We start from the raw sequence: 26,426 nt of genomic DNA, 5'->3' as shown, positions 1-26,426 counted from the left end.
CCGATACTGCAACGCTTAGGGATTAACGATGAGCAATGGTTAACCTTAACCACAGAGTTTGAGCAACACTTCAGCAGGGCAGTGGGTAGCGAGCAGATGCTGCAACAATACAAAAATAATACTCACCATAAACGCATACGAGGCATGAGTCAGGCTAAAGCTTTATTAAAACGCGCCTAAGCTGAATAACCTCCTATAAAAAATACGTAACAACACCCAGTTGTTCAACAAGGCTGTCCGACATTTACCCAAAAGCCCGAAATCTAGCCTAACCTGCGATTTCTCAATTCAAATCAGCCTTTTCTAAAACGCAAACTGGGCATTCCGGCCAATTCTTTTTATTTTTGGGAAAATCTTGGAGTAAACAGATGATGTGTTTTTATTTTGGCTGTCATGATAATAATGATGGCTGTCATATTAACAGTCGCCAGCACTTAGAAGGGGACTTGGAGCAAGTAATTGATAGGTTGACGGTAAAGATATTTAGTATTTGGACTGCTTTCAATAAACTTTCGTGCTAATTGATTTGCGATCAGAAATTAATTGCAGTTACTTTGAGCAATAGCCAAAACGGGCTAAAATTCACCGTTAATTTGGCTTTATTCCTTTGGTTTACAAGTGTCATTTAAATACCTAATATGAGGGCAATTATTATTTTCATTGTTGTCTATTATGAGCATAAAGCGACACCGAGGCACCCAAGTCATTCATGCGGGTTTGCCCAAAGCAGAGCAGGGCAAACCGTTTAACAACGGACCTGCATTCGCCAGCACCTATCATCTATCTGGCCCAGCAGACAGTGCAGAACATCAGTATGGTCGATTTTCTAATCCTACTTGGCAGGCACTTGAACAAGGTTTAAGCGAACTTGAAGGTGGTGAAACTGTGATTTTTCCATCAGGCATGGCCGCTGCGGCTGCGATTATGAGTAGTCTAGTGGTAGCTGGTGAAACCATTGTATTACCCAGCGATGGTTATTTTGCAATCCGCGCTTACGCTCATGAATTTTTAGAGCCCAACGGAATAAACCTAAAACTAGTACGCACCAAAGATTTGCTTGCATTTGATTATACTAACGTGCGTTTGGTATTGGTCGAATCACCGAGTAATCCCTTGCTTGATGTGGTGGATATCAAAGCTCTTTCTGCTAAGGTTCACTCTGCGGGAGGTTTAATTGCTATTGATAACACTACACTAACGGTATTAGGCCAACGTCCACTTGAATTGGGCGCAGATTTATCCATGTCAGCAGATACCAAAGCACTAAATGGACATAGCGATGTGGTATTTGGCCATGTATCTGCAGCCACTTCAATGCTAATTGAACGGGTTCGCTTATGGCGTAAACTAGCGGGTAATATTCCTGGCCCAATGGAAACTTGGTTAGTGCATCGTGGTTTGGCGACTTTAGATGTACGCCTTGAACGTATGGTCAGCAATGCCCAAAAAGTGGCTGAGATGCTGGCTAATCATCCTGCGGTAAAATCAGTGCGTTACCCAGGCTTACCCAGTGATGCTTCATACGCTATAGCAAAAGAACAAATGGATCATTTCGGATTTATTATCAGTTTCGATCTCGGTTCTATACAAGCGGCAGATCGATTTTTACAAGCGGCATCATTAGTTTTCGAGGCAACTAGTTTTGGCGGAGTGCATACCATAGCCGAACGTCGAGCACGATGGGGGACAGACAATGTGCCAGAGGGCTTAGTCAGATTAAGTGTAGGTTGTGAGCGTATTGTTGATTTACTGGATGCATTTGAAACCGCCTTAGCCACTTAAAGCAAAATGTTAATGTTTATTGAACGATTATGCTCAGCACTAAAAGTGGTCGTTATGTCAAAAAATCATGATGCAATTATGATTTGAATCCGCTGAGCTCTGCTTCTTAAATTAATTGAAATTTGCACGTTTCAGGTCTTAATCGTTGCTCCCAGGAGGTCAAGACCTTATGATCGTAACTATTAGTGTCGAAAACATAAATTAAGCTATTCGCGTGAAACCAAATAATTTCGATAGTGGATGTTGCCGACCTTCAATATTAGCGCGCAACAAACCCGCACCGATCATGCTGTAAGTAATACCGTTACCACCAAAAGCCATGGCAAACTGTACCCTTGGTCCATATTGGGTGTTTTCACCAAAAAATGGTAGGCCGTCTATAGTTTCAGCAAAGGTGCCGCCCCAACTAAACGCTGGTGGGATCGACAGCTTAGGGAAAAGCGTTTTAACTTTTTTGCACAATCCTTTTGCCTTACTCTCTACTCGCTTATCACGCCGTGCTGGAATATCGATATCGTCGTCATCACCACCGACTAATAATCTGCCATCGCCTGTGGAGCGCATATATAAGTATGGTCTGGCAGATTCCCATACCATTGTTGAGGCCAACACGCCGAGGTCAGACTGGTCGATCGGATCAGTAATAAAAGCATAACTACTGCGATTAGTCGCTACGGTTTGTTTAAGCCATGTTTGCGAAGCGAATCCCGCTGCCATTACCACAAACTTGGCTTGAATCTGCAAACCTTCTGGAGTGCGAAGAATTACTCCGTCAGAGGAAGGTTCAATAGCACCGATAACAGTTCGATCGAAAACTCTCCCGCCGCGTTCTGCCAGCCGGAGTAACAATTTGGAAGCCATGTTGTAAGGGTCGATTCGCGCAGCAAGTTTAGTTAAAATTGCGCAGGATGCATTGATTCCAAAGCGTTGCTTCAAATTGGTCGAGTCTAGCCACTGCGCATCAAAACCATGCTTGATGCGCAGTTCATATTCTTCTCGCATTGCGAGCTTATGGGAGCGCTTACTGGCATAGTAAAGACTTTCTTGCATGCTGAAATCCACATCACCCAACTCATTGGCGATGTCACGTAAATTTATTATCGCATCCGCGCAAGCCCTGTAAGCTAATACCGCCTGTGATTCACCATACAGCTTAGTCAGATCAACCAAGTGCGTATCTATCTCGTACTGCAGTAAAGCTGTGCTTGCTGCGGAGCTACCCCAGCCTATATCTCGTTGCTCAACCACCACTACATCAAAACCATTAGTGCCTAGCTCGTCAGCGATTAAGGCACCTGTAATACCCCCACCGATTACCACTACATCACAGCAAATATTTGCCTTAAGTTGGGGGAATACGCACATCAGGCCATTTTTTATTGCCCAAAACGGGTAACCGCTCTTTAAGTCCATATTCTGATCCTTTGACAAAAGTAGGTAAAAGTTGTTTGCTCAACGAACGAATAAAATCTTCGGGAGGAGTGCTAGCTTATAGTCAAATTTGCTGATATTCATCTTGTCTCAAGTATTTATTTTTTGTACCCAGAAGTGTCGAAAAGGGAGTTTAAATTGCCTATTACACATGTTGCTCGATTAACTCAGTCAACTATTGCTATTTAATATTTAAAACCTGAGTTTTATTTTTGTAAACACACAGATAGGTACTGACATTCCGCGCGTTTATTCGCTAGGTCCATAGCATCAGTATATATGACACACGGTATTACTCTGTTGCTCGCTATTCAATTATTACACTTACGCTGCGTATCAAGACTTAGCCGCGCAAACTCGAGTTTAATCATTGCTTGCCACAAATATTGCTATAAGGGAAATCATGCCAGCATATCGAAAAGCTGATTGAAGTACCGGTCCGAGCATTGATTCCGAGCGCCAAAGTTCAAACCAACTTTCACCAATCACAATAAATCCACCAAACAACATAATTATTGCAATTGCACAACCAGTCAGAGCCAACTCTTTACCTGAATTATATGTTGTTACTTCTGTTCGCTGTGCTCGCCACATTCTTACAGCTCCAATGGCACATAGTGTCCCAGTTAATAACTTACACCCAACAATAAACAGCGCGCCCAACCAAATGACCAGTAGATTGGAAGTAGCCTGCCAACTTTCTGAGCCTCCGGGTATGGTAGCCATGGAAGTAGCCGCCCCCACAGCGCCGATTGTTCCGCTCCAATCAATCATATTGTGAAAGGCTCCTACAAAGCCCCAAAGTGCGACGGTGAAAATCATTATTGATTTAGATTGCTTAAGCATTGTATTTCTCCAGTAACAGACAAACTAAGTTGCCTATATAATCTAGCAGAATGTCTCAAAATCAGTAGTGCCGGACCATGTTTTTTAACCAGTGAAGGATCAAAGCAAATAGATTATTTGCTATCAGTTTTAGAGAATAATTTACACTTTTGGAGCTAAAAGTGTCAGAGAATTTTACGTTTTTCCATTGCAAATTAAAAAAGTTTCATAAAAACAAGAGCATCAAATTTGGCATTTTTAATGCTTGATTTTCATTGCGAGTGATTGGGGGATTTCGGCACATCGTGAATAAATTAACTGCTGTATTATGACGACCTGCTTCATTACTTCATAGACTCCCAAAATATGTTATCGAAAGTACGAGCTGGTTTTAGTCGCAGTGCAAAGGTTGTGCAGAAGGACGTGTGTGCATCTTGGCTAAAATTGGGTCCCAGCGTCTATGGTAAAACCTTAACTTTATTCGTTAATAAAAAAAGGAATAATAGCGATGATTATGACCACAAAAAGCATCTACCTCGATGTTGTTGATTTAGCCCCGACACAGAAGAAAACAGTCCTAGTAAGCCGGTGTAGTATCCTTGCTGCTATGCTGATAAGCAGTTCTTTTGTGCCATTAGTAGCAGCAACGCCAATAACGGTTACTCAGAAATTCACTTACGGCTACACCTATCTTCCCAAGTGTACAGCCTTCGACATCTTTGGAGCATGCATAAGCAACACAGACCCCATAGTCGTCGATTCAGTTACTCAAACAAACTCTTTGTTGCAAGCTCATACTCGCCTTGAGCCCGCCATTGAGGTTAAAGGAACAGACGAAACCTACGCTGAATTTGATATCGACGTCAATAATGGCGGTGTTGTCAAATCAAAGTCTTCTGTGCGTGCTAACAGTAATTACAGTGACGATGGAGTTAATTTTGATTACGTTACCGCTTTTAATGCTTCAGCGAGTACTTTAATACAATTTGAAGACTTGGTATCTACCGACAACCCTAATGGCAAAATTTTTCGCTTTCAGGCAGAGGTGACAGGACAGTTTCGCACTTTGAGGAACTTCTCAGATGGTTATGGTGGTCTTTATCCGCAAAACGGTGATCCTGCCGCTAGGTTCGATCACAGCCTTAGTTTGTCAGGTTTGCTTACCAATGACTCGCTCACAAGTGACTCAGCGAGCTTCAATAACTTACCGGGCCTGCAGCCTATCGATATTCAGGAAGATACAAAAGACGTAGATCTTACTCTCACCTTCTTAGATATATTGTACCCATCTACAACGCCTCAACTATTCTATTTCGATTTCAGCGACATCATGTCGTTTGAGATGAATAACCCTGATACTGGCGCTTGGTCGATGTTTATGGAGAACGATTTGTCAAACACGATCCGGATCTACGCGAGTGTGTTCGATGAAAACGGTAACCTACTGCCCGATGCGCGGGTTAACTCGTCTTTCGGATTTACTTACGACACACTGCCAGTAAACACCAGTAGTGTGCCAGCGCCAAATGGTTTGTTGGCTTTAGGTGGCTTAGTATTTTGGTTGCGACGCAAGTTTGCCTAGCACACTGTGCTGACTGAACAATTTTAATTTGCTCAGATTACTTGGCAGAAAAAAAGAGTGTTTATCACCGCATAGACGCTTTCGCCTTTTAACCTAGAAGTCAGTTGCTAAACTGGCTTCAAGCCAATAGAGTTTGATAACCTTGTGGGGGGAAAACACGGCCAGTATTTAGCAACTATATCGACAATAACTTTTAATTTACTTTGTATCAAAGTGCTCATTACCAAACAACAAAAGCCCTAATTTGCTACTTACCGCTAAGAATGAAGAGCTATTGATTTGAACTTAAATCACCGTGATTATACTTTTATAGCTTTACTTACTGTGCGTAAAGACAAGCTGATGGGGTAATGATCTGAAGAGTGAATATGGGTATGTACGTGTGCATCGACCACCTCCAGTCCGCGACAATAAATATGATCAAGATGCCGGAATAAATGGCTTAGTTTTGGCTTACGCAACATTTCAACTTCTTGTAAAGCAAACATCGTGGCAAGTTGATTAAAATATTTTAACCTTCTGCCATTCCAAGTATTAAAATCACCCGCCAATACTATCGGTCCATCATGCTCTTCCAAGGTTTGAAAAACTTGATCTAAGTGGGATTTGAATTTTGCAAAAGATACAAAATTAATAAGGTGAGAATTTACCACCAACAAAGACTGTTCAGGGGCAAATAATGGATAGACAGTTGCTAGCAACATTTTTTTAGTGTTAGAAATGGGCTCACTGTATTTTGATACTGAAAAATAGTGTTTTTCTGCAGCAACAGTTGAACCGGTCTTTACACCTGTTTCAATATTCGTTTTTAGGTTTTTAAAGCTACGTGCCATCATCCATTGGTGCTGCAATGATTTGTTAAAATGACTATCGAAAGGAGTGTTTAAAATAGCCTCCTGCAGGAGGATTAAATCTTTGTCACGGGTGAGTGTTTTAAAATCTTCTTGCCAACCCTTTTTTTTGCATTTGAATACATTCCACAGTAATACTTCGATGTCTGGTCCCATCAACTGTTTTGATGCACTGCCCATGGTTTTTAATGACTCAATTGGGCTAAAGCGACTTTTAAACATGAAAATAATGACCTTAAATTAAACAGCTTATATTTATATCCCTAATTGTAATACCTGCATTACAAATAGGGCGAGAACAAACGAAACAAGTTGTTGCGGATTTTTTTGTAATTAGGCAAACCATTGATCTGGGCCTCAATAACGGGGATAGCATTGTGTTTTTTTAAGGCAAAAAATACACTTAGTTTTGCATTAAGATCCTTATCAAAACATTCTAGGTTGATTTCAAAATTAAATTCCAGACTTCTGGCGTCCCAGTTAGTGGAGCCTATAAATGACCAAAGATCATCAATAATGACGATCTTACTGTGGTCAAACGGCCGACTATTTTTGTAAATCTGGATACCGTGTTGCATTATTCTAGAAAAATTGGCTTCCATCACCCAGTCAACAAACGCAATGTTACTGTGCTGGGGCACAATAATTTCGATTGCAACGCCGCGTAATGCAGCAGCGTGAAGAGAGTTCATTAATACTTGGTCGGGGATAAAATAGGGTGTCATGATTTTTACGCTGGTTTGCGCGCAGCTTAATGCATTAATTAAAGTCCAGCGTATTTTATTATGATCTTCATCTGGACCATCCTGAATGACTCGGGCAACAACAGATTGTTCTTTAGTTTGCTGTGCTGGTTTGGGCACAAAACAGGGAAATTGAATTAACTCACCTGTGGCAAAAAACCAATCCTCGATAAATACCTGACTGATCTGGTCAATTACGGGTCCTGTTACCTTAAAATGAATATCATCAATCGGGTGAACTGCGGTGCTAACCACATTGTTCTGACTCAAGTTCATACCGCCGATGTAAGCTACGTCACCATCTACGCAGAGTATTTTTCTGTGGTTTCTTAGATTAATAAAACGAATACTGGTAAAAGAAATTGCGGGCAAAAAACGGGCTGTCTTTATTCCCAGTTTTTTTAGTACCCGATCTGATTTGTGCCAGCTGTAGCCAATGCCTATTCCGTCTAATAATACATTTACAATGACACCACGTTGATGGGCTTTGGCCAGAGCATCAACAAATTGGTGACCAAGTGAATCGTAATCAAATATATAACTGGATAAAACGATGTAACGCTCAGCGTTATTAATTGATTGGAGCATAGCGGGGTAGGCGGTATCGCCATTAATCAAAGGGTCGACTCGATTGCTAGCAACAAAATTAACCGGGTGAATGGTATATCCAGCAATGATTGCGCAATGCCAATTTTTGGGAAGATGATGAAATTTAATGGTATTTTCTTGCTGGCGAAAATCTTGCTTGAGTGTTTGAGGATGCTCTTTTTGCGCTAAACGCTTGATGCGATTTATACCAAACAACCAATAAAAGAGGCTACCAATAACGGGCGAGAGTATAACTAAGCCTATCCAAGCTAATGAGGTACGTTCGTTTTCTTTGAACAATAGTACATGTAACGATGTCACAGCAGATAAGCTAATATGCACAATTACTATGATGGTTACCCAATGGATGTAAATCCAATTAACCATTGCTTCAAATATTTGCATAAAACCCAACCAGAAAAAACACAGTTAAATCATTTACGGAACACAAAAGTGCTAACAGATTATTATCATCAAATAGAAAATTATCTAACTGAAACTTTTGGCGCCAACTTTATTTTCTTAATCATACTGTTAACAACAAGCGCATCTATTATTTATTTCATTGCGATAAGTTACATCATTACACAGATGGATAAAGAATATTTTCTATCTATAAACAGGCGATGCATAAAAAACGCTACAGATGAGGACACTAAAAACGTTTCTTCCAGGTGGTTGAACAGGGGAGGGAGTTACTTAGTAAAGATCGTAAAAATCATTATTGGCATATTTTTATTGGTCTGTGGTATTGCGATGTTAGTTTTACCTGGCCAAGGTTTGCTCACCATGTTAATAGGTCTGAGCATGTTACCGTTTCCCGGAAAACATAAGATCGAACAGAACCTTCTCGCGCGCAAGTCAATCCGGTCTTCACTAAACTGGATCCGAATAAAAGCCAACAAAGAAGTCTTTATTTTTGACTGAAGCGACAACTAATTCTTGCAATAATCATAATATCGCCAGCTCCCTCGATTGAATTGACCGAGTCTCGTCTTTTGCAACGCTGAAGGTGTTAAAAAAGCTCATTATTGTCTGGATTATACCTGCTTATTTACTCCACTAGCAGAATCGCTTAAGTGCGTTACCGCACAGAACCATAGGCGGTAAAAATGTATGCTAAAAAGACCTTGTTGAGGTAAAAAGCTTTCCACAAATGGCGGCTTGCCTAGGCAATATTGAGGTCATTTCTATGAATAAAAGTTTTCCAAAATTAGCATGGGGCACCTTAGGTGTCGCTCTTTTACTATTGTCAGCTTGTAACAAACCTCCCGAAGTTGGCAGTACCATCCAGCCCAGCACCACAACTGCAGCCAATGTTTTGGATCTTGATGTCTCGCTTAATGTAAAGATGGCACTAATGAACGATCCAATTCTTAACACATTCGAAATCGAAGTTATCACAAGTAATGGTGATGTGCGCTTAATTGGCTTACTTGACAGCCAGGACCAAATTGATTCTGCGATAACGCTCGCCAAACAAGCAGAGGGGACTCTCGCTGTTCATAGTGAATTGACTATCAAGCAGTGATTATTTAACACCAAAAATTGATAGATACCTTCTATCGAGCGCTTTTTTTGGAGGTAGTGATGAACACAAATTTATTGATACGGGACAATTTTATCTTTTCATTGTGTCTTGGCCGAATATACATAAAACCCGCACTTAGCGGTTTAATATAGTACGTAGTTATTAACCTTTTTTGGTATCGAGCATTTATTATTCATTAATCTGTCGATGACGGTACTTGTCTTTATTCTTGCGTCCCATAGCGTATAACTTTGGACGAAGATAGCGACGTAGCCAAGGAAAAAGATAACCGAGGTTAACCATCCTGCCACTGGCAGCTGGCATGGCAATTTCTAATTTATTTCCTGCAGCTATGCTTAACACTGCATCGGCTACTTCGCTGGCACTGCTCATTGGTTGAGAAAAGACGATGTCTTCAACCTTATCAATCTCATCCATAATAAAACCAGTATCAATTGGCCCAGGAGATACCACGCCAACATATATGCCAGTACCACGCATTTCGTCGGCTAGGGCATAGGCAAATGCGCGCAACCCAGCTTTAGTGCCTGAATAGGTAGCCGCGCCTTGCAAAGGAGCCATGCCTGCAAGTGAACCAACCATAACAATTGCACCACCGCTAGCACGGCGCAAGTATGGAATAGCTGCGCAAGACAGCATTAGGGGGGCGCGAAGATTGATATCAACCATGGCACCTACGTCAGCTGGAGAAACCGTCTCAAGGTTACCTCGCTTGTGCATCCCAGCATTATTTACCAATACATCTACATTGCCAAATTCCGCCTCAGCTTTAGCAAACAGAGCTAAACATTGCTCGGTATCTGCTACATCCATTGCCACAGTTAGCACTTTGGTCTGCGCCGCTAGTTCATCTTTGATTAAGTCCAACCCTTGCTGACCTCTAGCCACCAATACTAGATTAGCCTTTTGCGCAGCAAAAGCTCTTGCACAGGCAGCGCCGACACCAGCAGAGGCACCCGTGATAACAATTGTCTTTCCTGTAAATCGTGCCGTCATAGCAGACTCCTTTGGAGCTTGTTAAATTAATTTAGTAAAGAGCCAAATTTTACATTACCTCAAAATCAAAATTCAATCTATCAATGACACGTACGAACTAGTCATAAAATAAAGGTATGAGGCCAAACAAATGGATGCAAAAATTAAACTCAAAATAGGTTTCTAAAACCAAAATCAACAGAAATGCTTAACGTAATTTATAGGATAAAATGAGAGTTTACTTAAAGGCACTGAGTAAATCAGGCAAAGTGTGATTAATATAAGAGCCTTATATTTGATTTAAACAAACTATAGAAGAGTAAATGTCACAGATTTCAAGCTAAAGCGTGTTTCATAGAACGCAGCTAAGAAAGAAACGGGTAAAACAGGATAAGATTCGGAGAGCACAAGCACTATAAATACAATATATGTATATTCGTAATAATAACTGTTATTACGAATTGACAATATAATACTACACACCTATTATCCTAACTATTACCTTAACCTTGTCTCTCTGAGTTTCTGCAGGCTTATGCAATATCATCCTATTACCGATTCATTTAAGTTAATCACTCTACAACGTGAGTTACTGAAACAGCCAGAGTTTAAATATATCTATCCATCACTCGATAGTTATTTAACAACAATGGAAAACCAAGGTGTACCTGCTTATCGTGATTTGGATATATTATTGAGCTATTTAATCAATGTCATTGGTAATGCCAAAGGCACCCAAACCCGTTTTAGAAATGAAGCTGAACGGTACATGTTGTTTTGCTGGACAGATAAACATAAGTCAGTCCTCAAATCTAATGTTGAGGATGTGCGAGATTATATTGATTGGTTATGGTCACCGCCCAAGGCCTTAATTGCTGATAACACCATCGCTAGCCGTTATAAAGCTAAAGGCGATTCAGATGTCAGATTAGTGAATGAAGCTTGGCGACCATTTGTATTACGTGGTGCTAAAGCCAATCGCAAAACCAATGAGTTTATTTCCCCAGAGCGCGCTAAACTGGCTAAACCTAAACAGGCTTACAGCTTAAACCAAACCTCCTTGCAAAACTCTTATGCCTCGTTAAACGTGTTTTTTAAAGAATTATGGGAAACTGAACTGATCAGTCGCAATCCAGTGAGTTTGGTTAAAAAAAGCTGCAAATATTTAGTTAAAGGTAAAATCTATCAACCACCACATACCCTAGATGATGAAACTTGGCAGTTATTTGTTGATACATTAACGACGGCAGCTGATGAAAATCCGCTGTTCGAAAAACACCGTTTTTTGGTTTTATCCTTAAAAGTACTATTTTTGCGTATTTCAGAGCTGTCTAACCGAGATTATTGTATTCCTATATTTGGTCATTTTAGACAAGACGCCAGTGGTGAAGGCTGGGTATTAAACGTCATTGGTAAAGGCAAAAAGCAGCGTTTAGTGACGGTGCCTGATGCTTTTATCGACGGAGTATTAGTACGTTACAGAGAATCACTAGGGCTAAGCCCCCTGCCCCATATCGATGAAAATATGCCCATCATGCCATCAAATAAAACTGGCCACGCATTACATCAAGACAGTTTGAATAATATGGTGGAAGAAGCCTTTGATTTAGTGATTAAATCACTCAAGGCCTTAGGTAAAACTCAGCAAGCCCACGCGATATCAGGTGCCTCATCCCATTGGTTGCGCCATACCGGCGCCACCCAAGCTTTAGCCGAAATTAATGAAACTATGTTGGCCGTTGAACTGGGTCACGCCAGCGTAAAGACCACAGTAGAAGTGTATGTTGCGCCAGCGCACAGAGACCGGATCAAGAAAGGAGTGTCTAGAAAACTTTAAGTTGTTGACTTGAGCAGCAACTAAACGTGTTCCCTGTACAAAAGTACTATGTTAAAAATTTGTAAATTCTTTATTGTGTTCATTTCCATCACTTAAAAGATAAACAACAATGAAAATTAACCAACTATTGAGCAAGTTTTCTAAACTAGTCTTCGTATCAGGCTTATTATTGTCGAGAACCGCCTTTGCCTGTGTCGATGCAGTGGTGTTAGTTCACGGTAATACAGCAACACCAGCGAGTTGGGATAATACCTACAACAAACTTATCAGTGAAGGATATTCAAACTCAGACATATACCGGCCTAACTGGGGTTCGAAAACATGTGCCTCTTGCAACAATCATAGTGGCAGCGAAGAAGCTCCGGTGCGCCAAGCTATTTTAGATGCCCTAGCAAATTCCTGTACGGGTCGAATTGACGTGATCGGACATTCCATGGGAGCCACGCTTGCCGCACAACAAATTAGCAAGTTGGCCGTTGCGAGCTATGTTGATACCTTTGTCGGCATTGCTGGTGCGTTCAGAGGATTGTGGAGCTGCGGTGTTTACCCCTTTAATGTTTGGAGTTCAACTTGTGGTTCTGCCGGTTTGTCGGTGCAAAGTCCGTTTCTGGATAGTCTTTATGGCGAGCCCCTTGCTAGCAAAGTCTATTCAATAAAAAGCTATATTGATCAGATAGTTTGCTCAACAGGTACCTGCACTGTAGGCGGAATACATAGCAGTAGTATTTGGAATGAGAACGCCACTTACAACTATGCTTTAGGTCATTTTGGTTTACAAAGTGACACTGCAGGCAAGCAATATGAACTAATTAAATAAGATATTTATTGGCATTTTACCTACTCCAACATCAGTTTATTCGAATTACAAATAAGCGCTCTAAGTAAATTTGAGAGCGCCTAATTAACAAAACTATTTTCAATAGTCACAAACTAGCAAGCCTTAACTTTTAAGTGTAATCATCAACAGACTTTAAGTTTTTATTCAGTCAGAATTGAGTTAATACTGACACAATCTGTCATTTGCGCTTTGATGTCGGCATAGGCAAAAATAAAACTAATGTTTAGTTAAATATGAATGCAGTATTCTGAGTGCACATTTAAACGCATTGTCTTAGCCGCTAAAAATTCGGCCAGAGCGCTCACTTGGCTATTTAAAAATGAATCTGCATTTCGACAGGAATGCGCCGCTTTACTGCTGGCGATTCCTATCTCTCTTATGTTGAATGTCACTTTAAGCCAACAGTTCATCCTGATTGGCGCAATCTTATTTGTAATGTTGTGCGAGATAGTTAATACCGCAATAGAAGCCATCGTTGATCGCATTAGTTTAGAAATGCATCCTTTGTCAGGATTGGCAAAAGATTTAGGCTCTGCTGCTGTATCAATCAGTATTGTGCTGGCCCTTATGATTTGGGGTCTTATTTGTTTTCGTTAAAGCCTGAACAGACTATTTAGTAGCTTCTTCACTTTATGGTTTTTCTGCAGTTTATTGATCCAGCTCAACAACACCTTTTAAACTAAGCGTAGTGTTCAATACCCCAGCTCATCCAATACCTATTAGATTGTTGAACAAGGAATGACCATGTTAAGTATTAACACTGTAGCCCAGATACATCACAAAATTGGTGATGTTGAAATTACGATACGTCCAATGACCTCTGAAGATAAAGAGATAGAATCGAGTTTTGTGCAACACTTGTCCTTTGAAAGCAAACATAACCGCTTTTTAGAGGGCATTAATGAATTATCCCCGACCATGTTAAAACGTTTATGTGATTTCGACGGAAAGACTGCCATGGCTTTTGTCGCCACTATTCAACATGAGGATAAAGAACAGCAAATTGGCGTGAGCCGCTATGCCACCGATCCTGACACCAACGAAAGTGAAATGGCTGTCACTGTGGCTGATGAATGGCAACATCATGGCATTGCAAAGTTATTAATGCAGCCTTTGATTGAGTATGCCAAAAATAATGGCATTACAGCGCTCTATTCAATCGACCTAGTGAGTAACACTGGTATGCATCACTTAGCTAATGATTTAGGCATGAGTAGTGAACAAGTGCCTGACGATGCGAGATTGCGTAAGTACATACTAAAAATTTAAAGGTAATTATTCAGCTTAGACACTGCCCTATTTGGTAATGAAAATTAAAAAGTGGAGAGCATCAGTATGAAATATAAAAAGCATGGTTTGAGCATTGGCATAAAGCGCTTTGATAGTGACTTTTTTGTGTCGCTAAAAGCGGTTGGCACCCTAAGCCATGCTGATTATATGGTTATCACTCCGATGATTGATGCAGCACTGCTAGGCTTCAAAGAAGCAAAAATAAAGATGTTGTTTGATACCTAAGAATTAGCTGGCTGGGAATTAAGAGCCCCATGGGATGATTTTAAATTGGGTTTAGCCCATGGCAGTGAATTTTAAAAGATAGCCATTTATGGCCATTTTAAATCTACTTTTAGTGGCTATTCTATTTTTAAAAAAGTGGTTTTGAAGTTGTTATATTTTATCGAATAAATACCGGCAGGTTTCTGGCGAGCACGTGTCACTTTGACACACGTGGTATCTTGTTGTGTTTTTCCCCTGAGTCTTGGCATTATAAAGATACTTGTCGGCTAACTCGATTACATTATTTCTATTAGTTAGACTCTGCGGGTAGGTGCACGCTAAGCCAATACTTACAGTTACATATGAACTCTTTTTTAGCGCTTCATGCTTGATGTGCAGGTCCTTTAAGACTTGATGCACTTTATGACAAATATCTACTGCTTGTTTTGATGTGGTATTACCTAAAATATAGATGAACTCTTCACCACCAAATCGACAAAACATATCAGTTGGTCTATTTACCAGTTTCTGTAATTCATTACTGATAACTTTCAAACAGGCGTCTCCTTCGACATGACCGTAGGTGTCATTGAATGTTTTGAAGTCATCAATATCGAGCATTATTACACTTATAGGCAATCCAGAACGGGCACATCGAAGCCACTCATTTTCAAAAAACTCATTAAATGCTCGGCGGTTACCAACACCGGTTAATTCATCAAGATTACAATCTATCTCTGCTTTTTTTTTCTGAGTAATATTTACATGTTGCAATAAGGTGTAAGTATTCTGTTTATATTTAAACGGAAAACAATTAAGTAAGAACCAGCGTTGAGTGTCTGGACTATGACAAGGGTATTCAAATGTGTAATTTATCAGCTCGCCATTAGCAACGGATTTTATAGCTGATAGAAGATGTGAAATTTCATCATCAGAATGACTTATTGAATTTTGACACACATTAAAATAATTGATGTTTAGCCAATCGGTAGGAGATGAAGAAGAATTATTGATTTCAAAATCAATCCATGACTGATTCACAAATTGAATATCGCCAACTTGATTGATAACGCAAATATGCTCTGGGAGAATATTAAACGCAGAGCCGAAGAAATCCAAATTTTTCATAAAACCATAAAGCTAACGAATATTATTTTTCAATTCATATAGTAGTCCAATCGCCTCAGAACCACAAAGTAGAGCTAGAAACGCAGATTTATGTAACCAGTGATAATTGTGCGTATTGTATTGCACAGATTAAGTGTTTAGCATTTGCGGATTAAGCAATATAAGGTTACAAGAGTGCAGCAAAATTTTAGAGCAACATATTAAAATGACTAAGCTGTGTTCAGAGCCATCGGCGAGTGTGTTGTGCTTAAAAACCGCCTTTATCAAGCTGACAGTTTGAAACCTCAACAGACTAATCCTGTCTTGACCAGTGGCTCTATTGTGGGACATATGATCCGATTGTCGATCCCTGCCTCCATCGGCATGATCTTCAACACCTTGTACAACTTAACTGACATCTGGTTTGCGGGCTATCTCGGCAGCGATGCGCTCGCAGGCTTGTCTATAGCGTCTAGCGTATTTTTTTTGTTGCTTTGCATCGGTATCGGATTACAAGCTGGTACCTCAGCCATGATAGCGCCAGGTGCTGGACGCGGTGAAACCCACGAGATCAAAGGCTGGCTCAACAATGTGAGTGGCATGGCGATTGGATTCAGTATTATTTCGATTTTGCTCGGCATAGTCGCCGCGCGTCCATTGGTCGTTTTATTAGGCGCAGAAGCCCATATTGCCCCCTTAGCATTGGAGTATCTGTGGGTCACTTTAGCCGGTTCTATCGGCTTCACCCTCTCCTTTGGTGCGGCGGGCGCATTGATTGCCTTAGGTGATACAAAATCTAACCGCAACGCGCTGGCAATCGGTTTTGTTGCAAACTTTGCGCTCAACCCGCTTTTTACCTTTGGCTTTGGGCTTGGAGTAAGCGGTATTGCTTTGGCTACCGTGGTTATTAAGCTCGGGACAGCGGCATATTTATTACGGGTACTTGCTAAGCGCTTAAACATAAACATCAAACCCGCCTTTGATTGGTCTCGCTGGCAAGTCCTACTCAAGCAAGTCCTGCCAGCTAGTTTTAACATGCTTACCATTGTATTGGGCGGTTTCATTACTGTTGCCCTCATTGGTCAATTTGGCAGCAACCATGTGGCGGGCTACACCATCGGCTTGAGACTAGAACAAGTGTTTTTACTGCCTGCACTAGGCTTAAACAGCGCAGTGATGGCGATAGCAGGTCAGAATATGGGCGCCGGTAAAAGCGCTCGAGTGGCCGAAGCCTATCAAAAAAGCTTGTTGATAGGACTGGCTATGGCTGTGGTTTGTATACCCATCATGTACTTTTTATCGCCGCTTATGGTGGGCCTGTTCACCGACAGCCAAAGCATCAAGCATACTGGCGTGACGTATCTTAGAATTGACACCCTAGCCTTCTACGCTTATGTAGTACTATTCCAAAGTGTGGCGGTTTTACAAGCCATGCAAAAACCCATGTTTCCCATGTACCTTGGTATAGCTAGACAACTCGTTATCCCGACAGCCATCAATTACGTGCTCATAATTTTATGGGACTATCCAATGGTATCGATGTTCTACACTATTGTTATTGTCGTGATGATTAGCGCGGTGGTTGCTTATTTCTATACAAAACGAGAAATAGCCCGATTACGCAGTGCCTGAGTCAATCTGCTTTCATTATGTGTTGATGAAAACTTAATTAGTTCTCCTTGAATACGCTCTGGTCAGCGCCTATGGCTGAGGCTTTTTTGAAAGCTGGACGAGCTTGTAGCCTGGTGAGGTAGTCTTTTACTTGTGGGGTGTATCGATTATCGAGTCCCAAAGATTGTCCCAAATGTAAGGCATAACCAACTGCGATATCGGCAATAGTAAAGCGGCCATCACATAAAAAATCACGTGACTCAATGTGTGCATCTAGGCGGCGTAAACGAGCAATAAACCAAGCTGCATAATCCTCTACAGCCTGAGGCAAACGCCTGTCTTCCTGCTCTAAACGGCTATAGCGCAGGACAATAGTTTGCGGGAAGGTCAGCGTAGCATCACTATGATAAAGCCAATTAAGATAGTCACCGTATTCAGCATGTTCTGGCTTTAGGCCAAAATCATGCTGATGATATTTATCAACCAGATAATGGCAGATACCACTTGATTCCGTCATCGTGGTTTTGTCATCTTTAAAAAAAGGCACAGTCCCAAGCGGATTTATCGCTAAAAATTCCTTTTGGTAAAAACGAGGTGGAAATGGCAGCATCTCCACCTCATAAGGAAGTTGCATTTCTTCCAATGCCCACAGAGGTCGCAAAGAGCGTGCGCCATGACAGTGCCAAAGTTTCATTTTCATATCTATTCCTATTTTAGTGCTTATAAGCACGCATAAACTCTAACGAATACCATAGATGCTCGGCATCGACTTAATTATTGCAAACCATAAAATTATTTTCTTTGCCTTTTGCCCTGAGATTGATAGCACGCACAAAAGACGCAAAGCATTTCTGTTTTAAATGCAGCAGTAATTGTTGCCACATAGCGCTCAGCGCATGTGCAGCGAACAGTAAACAATATTAACTTCATAATATGGATAAAGGCCTACGAAGCTAATTACTTTATTAAAGCCAACTTATGTTACCTTGTTAAGCTAACAATATATTTAATACTGCTATCAAATACCTATGCGTCAAACCATGATTTACTGTTTATTGAGCCTGCCACTTATCGGTATGTTTCTATGGTACTACTTCGAGGCACGAAGCAAAGTTGCCCGTGGTGTAAGACGTGAAAAACTGAGATCTCAAGGTATTCCAGTCGAATGGCAAACGTTGCTGAGTAAAGAGTTTGCTTTGTACAACAAGCTACCACAAAACTTACAACTTAGCCTAACAAGCCATATGCAGGTTTTCTTAGATGAAAAAGATATTGTTGGGCGCAATGGTTTTGCGGTTGATGACAGGGTTAAAATATTAATTGCTGCTCAAGCTTGTTTACTTATTATCAATCGCCCAGGTGACTACTATCCTGGTTTTCGTACTATATTGGTTTACCCTGAGACCTACGTGGCAAATAGTACGCGCACCGAAGGTATGTTACATATCACCAGTACCAGTGCTAGAGCGGGTGAATCTTGGCGCAGGGGACCGGTTATTCTTGCCTGGGATCATGTAATACAAGGCGCACGTGATAGTCGAGATGGTCATAACGTGGTTATGCATGAATTTGCTCACAAGTTAGATGAAGAAAACGCCGCAATGGATGGCCTCCCCTTATTACCAACCCTTGAACAATATAAACAATGGTCAGAAGTATTGAGCGCTGAGTTTACTGTGCAACAACAAAAATTTGCTGATGGCATAGAAGATATCATTGATAGCTATGGAGCGACCTCGCCAGCAGAATTTTTTGCAGTGGTAACCGAAACCTTTTTTGAAAAACCTCAGCAGTTGCACAGATTACATCCTGCTTTATATGAACAATTCAAACAGTGTTATATGCTTGACCCACTAAATTGGCTTAGTTAATACAAGCGCCTAGGAAAATCATGAAGCTATTTCGTAAACAATATAACCAACCTGGCACCCAACCTGGCGTCATCAACGAAATGCCAACAGGCGAGTTGGCTATCTCGCTATTTGATTACAATGAAAATCAGCTGATTGAAAAACATGATTTCACTACCGATCAATTTGCCGATTACCTCAATAATAACAATATGACTTGGATCCATGTTCAAGGCGATCCTGACAAAATCACCTTGACGCAATTGGCCCACGATTTCGGTATTCACGAACTGTTTATTGAAGATGTCGCCAATATGGGGCAAAGGCCGAAAATTGAAATTCAAGAAGACCAAATTTTTGTCATACTCACCCTGCCCCTGCTAATTGAAGACAGTGTCAGCTTGCAACAGATTAGTTTATTTTTGATGGAAAACACGGTGATATCATTTTGTAATGGCCAGTTTAATCCTTTTGCAGGGGTTAAGAGTCGCTTAAATTTAGCAACTGCCCGCATCCGTAAACGTAAGGCCGATTATTTATTTTACAGTTTGATTGATACTGTCATCGATTGGGGTTTTCCTGTACTTGAACGTTATGCTGATCGCATTGATGCCACTGAAGACTTACTACTGGAAAATCACGACAAACTTATTTTACAAAAGATACATCGCCTACGCCGTGAGGTTTTGCTGCTCAGACGGCAAATTTGGCCACAGCGCGAGTTGATTAATTCCTTGGTACGTGACGATACCTCTGATTTGATCGAGTCTGAAACCAAGCTTTTTCTAAGGGATTGCTACGACCACAGTATTTCCATTTTAGAACTTATTGAAACCTATCATGAAATGACTAATGGCTTGATGGAGCTCTATATGAGTGTTGTGAGCTTGAAACTCAATGAAGTCATGCGCGTACTAACCATTATCGCCACCTTGTTTATCCCACCCACATTTGTGGTGGGTATTTACGGCATGAATTTCAGTCAAAGTGCAGGCCCCTTAAACATGCCGGAACTGGCTTCACCTTATGGTTATATAGGTGTGTGGCTAGTGATCTTAAGTATGATTGGCGGCATGTTAGTGTTTTTTAAAAAACGTAAATGGATTTAGCGAGAATGGCGAGATAACAAGCCAATCTCGCTATTTGATGTTTTATTCTGAGTCGGATCCAAACGCTTTATTTTTATGCTTATTTCTACCAAAACGGACCAGTAAACCAATCAATATGCCAATGACTAAAACAAAGGCAATCAGCAAAGCGCGAGGCATATTGATTTGCCAAAATAAGATATCGACCGCAACAGTTTGCATATTTTGTAAAATAAAAATAGCAGCTAGAATCGACAAAGCGATCACTAAGTATTGATGTAATTTATGCACAAGTACCTCCTTAATTAATCACAGAGTATAAGTTTTATACCTAGATTTACCCCTGTATTTTAGCAAACGCTCAAATTTAAACACCTTGGCATTCTTTTGTCGTTTACTACTATAGTCCTATCCAACCTTCAGAAGTAGCCGGTGATTATAAAAGACTTGTTCCAAGTCAAGTTTTCGTAATTTAATTAGTATAAGATTATTCAGTCCAGTCCATGTAATCCACCAGAGGGAAGCCAGCGTGAAAATTGCATTTTTTAATACCAAAACTTACGATCAAAAATATTTTGACTCTATTAACAAGGAGCATGGTCATGAGCTTCACTATATCCCTTCACATTTAAACAGTGAAACCGCACATTTAATTCAAGATGAAGAAGTGGTATGTGCCTTTATTAATGACAGTTTAAATGCTGAAGTATTGACGACCTTAAAAAATAAGGGAGTGAAACTAATTGCCTTACGCTCGGCCGGTTTTAATCATGTAGATTTAGTTGCGGCAAAAAGTCTAGACTTGCCAGTAGTCAGAGTACCTACCTACTCACCATATGCTGTGGCAGAGCATGCTGTAGGTTTATTATTGTGTTTAAACCGTAAAATTCATCGTGCGTTTAACCGAGTACGCGAAGGGGATTTTTCCCTGCATAATTTGATGGGCTTTGATTTACATGGCAAAACAATAGGTGTTGTAGGAACAGGTAAAATTGGCCAAACCTTTATCAACATTATGTTAGGTTTTGGTTGCAAGATCATTGCCTATGACATTTGCGTAGACGAAGAGTGTCAGGAAAAAGGAGTTGAATATGTCAGTCTAGACAGCCTATTTGCGCAAGCCAATATTATCTCTTTGCATTGCCCCTTAAACGAAGCGACCCATCATCTTATAAACCAAGACTCACTCAATCTTATGCAAGATGGTGTGACCATTATTAACACTAGTCGCGGTAAGTTAATTGATACTAAAGCGGTTATTCAGGCTCTAAAACGTGGAAAAGTTGGCTTGCTTGGATTAGATGTCTATGAAGAAGAAGAAGCTATATTTTTCGAAGATTTTTCTTCTAGTGTAATCCAGGATGACCAACTTTCGCGTTTGTTAACCTTTCCTAACGTTATTGTGACAAGTCATCAGGCCTTTTTCACAGAAGAAGCCATGCAGAAAATTGCGGGCGTGACCTTAAGTAATATTACTGAATTTGCCAACTCTGGACTTATTCAAAACCAAGTCTCTCTTTAATTAACTGCCAGTAAAGGATCAAACAATGCGGGTCGGTATTCTAACAGGTGGCGGCGATTGCCAAGGTTTAAACGCCGCAATTCGGGCAGTGGCTAAGTCTTTAATGCTTAATCATCAGGCTGAAATTATTGGCATTGAAGATGGCTTTGCCGGCTTAATTGAGCGTCGCGTACGGCCACTTAGTTATGCCGATTGTAGTGGCATTTTATCCCAAGGCGGTACCATTTTGGGTACCAGTAATAAAGCCAGTCCTTTTAATTATCAAGGTCAAGATTGTGCTGCAGCTGTAGTCGATTATTACCACGAATTAGCGTTAGATGCAGTGGTAGTTATTGGTGGTGATGGTTCGATGTCAATTGCATATGAGTTATCAAAGCTGGGCATGAATATCGTAGGTGTGCCAAAAACTATTGATAACGATCTTATGTGTACTGAACGTACTTTTGGTTTTGATACCGCCGTCTCTATTGTTACCGACGCCCTTGATCGGCTCCGCACCACAGGTCACTCACATAAACGTGTAATGATCCTTGAGACCATGGGGCGCTATGCTGGTTGGATAGCCTTGCACGCTGGAGTAGCCGGTGGCGCGGATGTGATTTTACTGCCTGAATTTCCCTACGATATTGATGAAGTTGTGCGAGCGTGTAAATTACGTGCTAGTGATCAGCAGTATTCTATTATTGTTGTTGCCGAGGGCGCCAAACCACGTGGTGGTCAACTGAGTGTCCAACAAACGGTCGCAAATAGCCCAGATCCTGTGCGTTTAGGTGGCATTGGAGAAAGTTTAAAACAACAGCTAGAGCAGCATCTGCAGGCAGAGATCCGTGCTACTTCCTTAGGCCATATTCAACGGGGTGGCACGCCGACTGCGAGTGATCGTATCTTTGCCACTGATGTTGGACGTTACGCTGCAGACTTAGTCGCGCAAAGGCAATTTGCTCACGTGGTAGTCCAGCAAAATAACCGACTAAGTAGCGTACCTCTGGAACAGGTCGCAAATCAAACCAGAACCGTATCCTTAGCCGATCACACCATGATGACTGCGAGGTCGCTCGGCGTAAGTTTTGGTCGCGATGATTTAGGGTTAGTGAATCAGTACATCCCTTGAAATAAAGCTAGCAGGCGTCAGAAAAGGCGCATAGTAAAATCAATCAGTACAAATTTGATCAAGGTCAAAGTTTTTTTAAGGGACTAGCCCACACTAGATTTTTACTCACGCAAGCCAAATGACAGTTTAATGTCGAGTACAATGATGCCTATTGCAGTTGAACAAGCTTATACTGAGACGAGTGTGAACATGGGCGTGGTTACTGCTGTGCGCGGCAGTATAGTGGACGTGACTTTTGATGTATCCATTCCAGCGATTCACAATGTAATATATGCGCAAAACCGTACTATTACCCTTGAGGTAGTGTCGCAATTATCCAGTAAAAAAGTACGTACTATTGCCTTAACACCTACCCAAGGTTTAGCGCGAGGTATGCCTGCTGAGGATATGGGGCAGCCGCTGAGGGTACCTGTCGGTAAGGCGACATTATCACGTATGTTTAACGTTTTTGGCCAAGCCATTGATGGTAAAGATTTTGCCACAGATATACCGTGGCGAAGCGTACACCATTCGCCCCCTCCCTTGATTAATATATCGACCCAACGTGAAATATTTGAAACAGGCATAAAAATTGTCGATGCCCTATGCCCCTTAGAACGCGGTGGTAAAGCAGGTTTATTTGGTGGTGCTGGCGTGGGTAAGACAGTGCTACTAACTGAAATGATCCACAATATGGTCAGCCATCAGCAAGGGGTAAGTATTTTTTGTGGTATTGGCGAACGCTGCCGTGAAGGTGAAGAGCTCTATCGAGAAATGAAAGAGGCCGGCGTATTGGATAATATGGTCATGCTTTTTGGCCAAATGAATGAACCGCCAGGCAGTCGTTTTCGGGTTGGTCATGCGGCATTAACCATGGCTGAATATTTCCGAGATGATGAACATAAAGATGTATTGTTGCTGATCGACAATATTTTTCGTTTTATCCAAGCAGGTTCAGAAGTATCCGGCCTAATGGGGCAAATGCCGTCGCGTATGGGTTACCAACCTACCTTGGGAACAGAGTTATCTGCCTTAGAGGAACGAATTGCTAATACACCCAATGGCGCTATAACCTCAATACAGGCGGTATATGTGCCGGCCGATGACTTTACTGATCCTGCAGCAGTGCATACCTTTTCTCATCTTTCAGCTACCTTGGTATTGTCACGCAAACGCGCGAGTGAAGGGCTTTACCCATCCATTGATCCTTTGCAATCCAGTTCTAAACTGGCAACCCCTAATGTCATAGGTGAACGTCACTATGGGGTAGCCCAACAAGTGAGACAAATTCTGGCTCAATACGACGAATTAAAAGACATCATTGCAATGTTAGGTTTAGAGCAATTGTCTAGCCGCGATCGTGATGTGGTTACCCGAGCGCGTCGCCTAGAACGCTTTTTCACCCAACCGTTTTTTACCACCGAACAGTTCACTAATATGGACGGTAAATTTGTTAGTTTAGAGCAAACCTTGTCGGGTTGTGAGCGCATCTTAGCCGGTGAATTTGATAGTTATCCAGAAAGCGCCTTATACATGATTGGGGAAATAGATGAAGTCACTAAATCAGCAGAAACTAAGTCATCATCCTTGCCAGACGTGACAAGTCATGCAAGTTAAGATTTTGTTGCCTCATCAGGTTTTTGCCGAACTTACTGATGTGAGCAGCTTGGTCATAGACACTCCCAAAGGCAGCTTTGGGATTCTTCCTAATCGACTCGATTGCATCACGCCCCTAGTGCCAGGAATTTTAACTTATCAAACGGGCAATCAAGACAGTCACTATATCGCTATTGATGAAGGAATATTTGTTAAAACGGGTAAACAGGTAATGATTTCCGTTCGCAGGGCGATTAAAGGCAACACACTAGATGAATTAAAAAAAACCGTAGAGCTTGAATTTTTAAATTTAGATCAAGCACAACAAGAATTACGCAGTGTTTTGGCAAAATTAGAAAGCGGTTTTTTAAAGCAGTTTTCCGCCTTGGCGAAAAGGTGAGCTGATGAGTGAAAATAAGTCTCGTGGCAAAAACGTACCGATTCACAAACAACAGCAACTCATTAAACAAGTGGGGGCAAAGATGGCTTTAAAACTGAGTGCCAAACAACAAAAAGATTCAGGAGTATGGTTTGGGCTTGGCATGATGGGTGTTATTGGTTGGTCTATTGCCGTCCCTACCCTATTGGGTGTGGGCTTGGGTATTTGGATAGACAATCACTACGCTCATGAGCGTTCTTGGACCCTAGCATTATTATTAGCCGGCTTAGCTATTGGCTGTTTTACCGCTTGGACTTGGGTTAGTAAAGAGTACGCGGCTATGCAAAACGATAATAGGAACAGTGACAAACATGATGACTAGTATTAATACGGATATATTCGCTTTGTTTTTAGCCTTACTCGCAGGAGTGATATTGGGTTGTGCTTTTTTTTATAGCTTATGGTTTACCGTGCAAAAAGGTTTGCAATCAAACAATCCAGCCTTTTGGTTTCTGGGGGGCGTATTGCTACGAATGAGTAGTGCCTTACTGGTTTTTTATTGGATGTCGAATAACAATATGTGGCGACTCATTGTTTGTTTAATTGGCTTTATACTTGGCCGATTATTAATTACTAGGTATTTAGCCAAAAAAGATAACAGTTCCGTGGTCGACGGAGAGCCTAACAATGCACCTTAGTCCCGATGAAATCATTTATTGGCAATATGGTTTTCTAAAATTAAATGCCACGATTGTATTCACTTGGGCAGTGATGCTTATTTTAGTGCTCAGCGCTTACTTAATTACACGTAAATTAAACAAAAACTTACATCGTTCACGTTGGCAAAATGGGCTAGAAATTGTGGTTATCACGATCATGCAGCAAATTACCGCCGCAGGTTTACGTAAACCCAAACAATATATGGGCTTTCTAGGCAGTTTATTTTTGTTCATTGCCATGGCTAATTTACTGACTATATTTCCTCATTTCGAGGCACCTACGGGCTCGTTATCAACCACCATTGCCCTAGCCTTATGTGTATTTATATCGGTGCCCTATTACGGAATTAAAAACAGAGGTCTTAAACTGTATTTATTGGCTTACGCTGAACCGACTTTTTTCATGCTGCCTTTTAACATCATTGGTGAATTATCTCGCACCTTAGCCTTGGCGGTGCGCCTGTTTGGTAACATGATGAGTGGCACCATGATCATCGCCATTTTATTGGTGATCTCGCCGCTTATATTTCCAGTGATCATGTCAATTCTCGGACTATTAACGGGCATGGTACAAGCTTATATATTTTTTGTACTGGCGTCCGTCTATATCGCAGCCGCTAGTAGCGTCACCAAACCTTCATCTCTTTCACTCAAAACACCTAAACCAGACAAAACCGAGGAAACTTAATGGACAGCCTAACCCTAATAGCAATTTGTTCAATCATAACAGCAGGATTAACCATCGGCATTGGTGTATTAGGCCCATCTTTGGCCGAGGGCTCAGCGGTGGCAAGCGCACTTAATGCATTAGCTCAACAACCTGATGCATCCGCTACGATCACCCGTACCTTATTTGTGGGTTTGGCGATGATAGAGTCCACCGCAATTTATTGTTTTGTGGTGTCGATGATTGTGCTGTTCAGTAACCCCTTTTGGAATTATTTTATCGCGCAAAGTGGAGGCTAA

Annotated in this window: 28 protein-coding genes and 1 pseudogene; 21 read left to right on the top strand and 8 right to left on the bottom strand. The window is 41.2% G+C overall.

Annotated features, from left to right (window positions below):
- Both ABKW31_RS07320 and ABKW31_RS07315 read left to right on the top strand, forming a co-directional pair.
- Nucleotides 1-180 (top strand): annotated as a pseudogene (locus ABKW31_RS07320) (transposase); the annotation flags it as partial.
- Nucleotides 181-672: 492 nt separating this feature from the next.
- Nucleotides 673-1,782: a cystathionine gamma-lyase gene (locus ABKW31_RS07315; RefSeq protein WP_348615643.1), complete on the top strand. Its 1,110-nt coding sequence runs from the start codon at nucleotides 673-675 to the stop codon at nucleotides 1,780-1,782.
- 201 nt (nucleotides 1,783-1,983) lie between these two features.
- Here ABKW31_RS07315 and ABKW31_RS07310 read toward each other — a convergent pair whose 3' ends face one another.
- Both ABKW31_RS07310 and ABKW31_RS07305 read right to left on the bottom strand, forming a co-directional pair.
- Nucleotides 1,984-3,195 carry an FAD-dependent oxidoreductase gene (locus ABKW31_RS07310; protein WP_348615642.1) on the bottom strand — a complete coding sequence of 404 codons (1,212 nt, stop codon included), beginning with the start codon at nucleotides 3,193-3,195 and terminating at the stop codon, nucleotides 1,984-1,986.
- A gap of 381 nt (nucleotides 3,196-3,576) precedes the next feature.
- Nucleotides 3,577-4,059: a DUF2165 family protein gene (locus ABKW31_RS07305; RefSeq protein ID WP_348615641.1), complete on the bottom strand. Its 483-nt coding sequence runs from the start codon at nucleotides 4,057-4,059 to the stop codon at nucleotides 3,577-3,579.
- 493 nt (nucleotides 4,060-4,552) lie between these two features.
- On the opposite strand from ABKW31_RS07305, the gene ABKW31_RS07300 reads away from it, so the two are divergent.
- On the top strand, nucleotides 4,553-5,620 hold the full coding sequence (locus ABKW31_RS07300) for a hypothetical protein (protein ID WP_348615640.1): 1,068 nt from the start codon (nucleotides 4,553-4,555) through the stop codon (nucleotides 5,618-5,620).
- Nucleotides 5,621-5,919: 299 nt separating this feature from the next.
- On the opposite strand, the gene ABKW31_RS07295 is transcribed toward ABKW31_RS07300, so the two are convergent.
- A complete protein-coding gene (locus ABKW31_RS07295) occupies nucleotides 5,920-6,693 on the bottom strand; it encodes an endonuclease/exonuclease/phosphatase family protein (RefSeq protein ID WP_348615639.1) in 774 nt (257 codons plus the stop codon).
- Between the two features lie 59 nt (nucleotides 6,694-6,752).
- A complete protein-coding gene (locus ABKW31_RS07290) occupies nucleotides 6,753-8,207 on the bottom strand; it encodes a phospholipase D-like domain-containing protein (RefSeq protein ID WP_348615638.1) in 1,455 nt (484 codons plus the stop codon).
- Here ABKW31_RS07290 and ABKW31_RS07285 point away from each other — a divergent pair.
- Together ABKW31_RS07285 and ABKW31_RS07280 are read left to right on the top strand one after the other, a co-directional pair.
- Nucleotides 8,139-8,729, top strand: a complete 591-nt coding sequence (locus ABKW31_RS07285; RefSeq protein WP_348615637.1) for a PGPGW domain-containing protein — start codon at nucleotides 8,139-8,141, stop codon at nucleotides 8,727-8,729. The two genes, ABKW31_RS07290 and ABKW31_RS07285, sit on opposite strands and share 69 nt — an antisense overlap.
- Before the next feature lie 265 nt (nucleotides 8,730-8,994).
- Nucleotides 8,995-9,333, top strand: coding sequence for a BON domain-containing protein (locus ABKW31_RS07280; RefSeq protein WP_348615636.1), 339 nt, complete (start codon nucleotides 8,995-8,997; stop codon nucleotides 9,331-9,333).
- Between the two features lie 189 nt (nucleotides 9,334-9,522).
- On the opposite strand, the gene ABKW31_RS07275 is transcribed toward ABKW31_RS07280, so the two are convergent.
- On the bottom strand, nucleotides 9,523-10,350 hold the full coding sequence (locus ABKW31_RS07275) for an SDR family NAD(P)-dependent oxidoreductase (protein WP_348615634.1): 828 nt from the start codon (nucleotides 10,348-10,350) through the stop codon (nucleotides 9,523-9,525).
- Nucleotides 10,351-10,864: 514 nt separating this feature from the next.
- Between ABKW31_RS07275 and ABKW31_RS07270 the strand changes: the two genes are divergently transcribed.
- From ABKW31_RS07270 to ABKW31_RS07250, 5 genes are all read left to right on the top strand, one after another.
- Entirely contained in the window at nucleotides 10,865-12,166 is a 1,302-nt protein-coding gene (locus ABKW31_RS07270; protein ID WP_348615633.1) for a site-specific integrase, read from the top strand.
- A 109-nt stretch (nucleotides 12,167-12,275) separates the two neighbouring features.
- The gene (locus tag ABKW31_RS07265; RefSeq protein ID WP_348615632.1) at nucleotides 12,276-12,983 is read left to right on the top strand and encodes an alpha/beta fold hydrolase; all 708 of its coding nucleotides are present in this window, start codon (nucleotides 12,276-12,278) and stop codon (nucleotides 12,981-12,983) included.
- Between the two features lie 258 nt (nucleotides 12,984-13,241).
- Entirely contained in the window at nucleotides 13,242-13,601 is a 360-nt protein-coding gene (locus ABKW31_RS07260; protein ID WP_348615631.1) for a diacylglycerol kinase, read from the top strand.
- Nucleotides 13,602-13,748: 147 nt separating this feature from the next.
- Nucleotides 13,749-14,273, top strand: coding sequence for a GNAT family N-acetyltransferase (locus tag ABKW31_RS07255; RefSeq protein WP_348615630.1), 525 nt, complete (start codon nucleotides 13,749-13,751; stop codon nucleotides 14,271-14,273).
- A 66-nt stretch (nucleotides 14,274-14,339) separates the two neighbouring features.
- Nucleotides 14,340-14,519: a hypothetical protein gene (locus ABKW31_RS07250; protein ID WP_348615629.1), complete on the top strand. Its 180-nt coding sequence runs from the start codon at nucleotides 14,340-14,342 to the stop codon at nucleotides 14,517-14,519.
- A 150-nt stretch (nucleotides 14,520-14,669) separates the two neighbouring features.
- Here ABKW31_RS07250 and ABKW31_RS07245 read toward each other — a convergent pair whose 3' ends face one another.
- Nucleotides 14,670-15,626 (bottom strand): sensor domain-containing diguanylate cyclase, encoded by a 957-nt coding sequence (locus ABKW31_RS07245; protein ID WP_348615627.1) that lies wholly within the window; start codon nucleotides 15,624-15,626, stop codon nucleotides 14,670-14,672.
- Nucleotides 15,627-15,842: 216 nt separating this feature from the next.
- On the opposite strand from ABKW31_RS07245, the gene ABKW31_RS07240 reads away from it, so the two are divergent.
- Nucleotides 15,843-17,237 carry an MATE family efflux transporter gene (locus tag ABKW31_RS07240; protein WP_348615625.1) on the top strand — a complete coding sequence of 465 codons (1,395 nt, stop codon included), beginning with the start codon at nucleotides 15,843-15,845 and terminating at the stop codon, nucleotides 17,235-17,237.
- Nucleotides 17,238-17,274: 37 nt separating this feature from the next.
- On the opposite strand, the gene ABKW31_RS07235 is transcribed toward ABKW31_RS07240, so the two are convergent.
- Nucleotides 17,275-17,916, bottom strand: coding sequence for a glutathione S-transferase family protein (locus ABKW31_RS07235; protein ID WP_348615624.1), 642 nt, complete (start codon nucleotides 17,914-17,916; stop codon nucleotides 17,275-17,277).
- A gap of 328 nt (nucleotides 17,917-18,244) precedes the next feature.
- Here ABKW31_RS07235 and ABKW31_RS07230 point away from each other — a divergent pair, with 328 nt between their 5' ends.
- Both ABKW31_RS07230 and corA read left to right on the top strand, forming a co-directional pair.
- Nucleotides 18,245-19,087, top strand: a complete 843-nt coding sequence (locus ABKW31_RS07230; protein ID WP_348615623.1) for a M90 family metallopeptidase — start codon at nucleotides 18,245-18,247, stop codon at nucleotides 19,085-19,087.
- 20 nt (nucleotides 19,088-19,107) lie between these two features.
- Nucleotides 19,108-20,175 (top strand): magnesium/cobalt transporter CorA, encoded by a 1,068-nt coding sequence (gene corA / locus ABKW31_RS07225; protein WP_348615622.1) that lies wholly within the window; start codon nucleotides 19,108-19,110, stop codon nucleotides 20,173-20,175.
- A 42-nt stretch (nucleotides 20,176-20,217) separates the two neighbouring features.
- On the opposite strand, the gene ABKW31_RS07220 is transcribed toward corA, so the two are convergent.
- Complete coding sequence (locus tag ABKW31_RS07220; protein WP_348615621.1) at nucleotides 20,218-20,445, bottom strand: LapA family protein; 228 nt, start codon at nucleotides 20,443-20,445, stop codon at nucleotides 20,218-20,220.
- A gap of 238 nt (nucleotides 20,446-20,683) precedes the next feature.
- Between ABKW31_RS07220 and ABKW31_RS07215 the strand changes: the two genes are divergently transcribed.
- From ABKW31_RS07215 to ABKW31_RS07180, 8 genes are all read left to right on the top strand, one after another.
- Nucleotides 20,684-21,676, top strand: a complete 993-nt coding sequence (locus ABKW31_RS07215; protein ID WP_348615620.1) for a 2-hydroxyacid dehydrogenase — start codon at nucleotides 20,684-20,686, stop codon at nucleotides 21,674-21,676.
- A 25-nt stretch (nucleotides 21,677-21,701) separates the two neighbouring features.
- Entirely contained in the window at nucleotides 21,702-22,787 is a 1,086-nt protein-coding gene (locus ABKW31_RS07210; RefSeq protein ID WP_348615619.1) for an ATP-dependent 6-phosphofructokinase, read from the top strand.
- Between the two features lie 129 nt (nucleotides 22,788-22,916).
- Nucleotides 22,917-24,383, top strand: a complete 1,467-nt coding sequence (gene atpD / locus ABKW31_RS07205) for a F0F1 ATP synthase subunit beta (RefSeq protein ID WP_348615618.1) — start codon at nucleotides 22,917-22,919, stop codon at nucleotides 24,381-24,383.
- The gene (locus ABKW31_RS07200) at nucleotides 24,373-24,762 is read left to right on the top strand and encodes a F0F1 ATP synthase subunit epsilon (protein WP_348615617.1); all 390 of its coding nucleotides are present in this window, start codon (nucleotides 24,373-24,375) and stop codon (nucleotides 24,760-24,762) included. Before atpD ends, ABKW31_RS07200 begins: the two co-directional genes overlap by 11 nt.
- Nucleotides 24,763-24,766: 4 nt before the next feature.
- Entirely contained in the window at nucleotides 24,767-25,123 is a 357-nt protein-coding gene (locus tag ABKW31_RS07195) for an AtpZ/AtpI family protein (protein ID WP_348615616.1), read from the top strand.
- On the top strand, nucleotides 25,113-25,439 hold the full coding sequence (locus ABKW31_RS07190; RefSeq protein ID WP_348615615.1) for an ATP synthase subunit I: 327 nt from the start codon (nucleotides 25,113-25,115) through the stop codon (nucleotides 25,437-25,439). Before ABKW31_RS07195 ends, ABKW31_RS07190 begins: the two co-directional genes overlap by 11 nt.
- A complete protein-coding gene (locus ABKW31_RS07185; RefSeq protein WP_348615614.1) occupies nucleotides 25,429-26,148 on the top strand; it encodes a F0F1 ATP synthase subunit A in 720 nt (239 codons plus the stop codon). Before ABKW31_RS07190 ends, ABKW31_RS07185 begins: the two co-directional genes overlap by 11 nt.
- Nucleotides 26,148-26,426 (top strand): F0F1 ATP synthase subunit C, encoded by a 279-nt coding sequence (locus ABKW31_RS07180; protein ID WP_348615613.1) that lies wholly within the window; start codon nucleotides 26,148-26,150, stop codon nucleotides 26,424-26,426. The genes ABKW31_RS07185 and ABKW31_RS07180 overlap by 1 nt, the downstream gene beginning before the upstream one ends.

This window comes from Paraglaciecola sp. 25GB23A (genome assembly GCF_040012495.1).
Lineage (GTDB): Bacteria > Pseudomonadota > Gammaproteobacteria > Enterobacterales > Alteromonadaceae > Paraglaciecola.
Note: the sequence above shows the minus strand (reverse complement) of the source record. Positions and strands in the feature narration are given on the sequence as shown.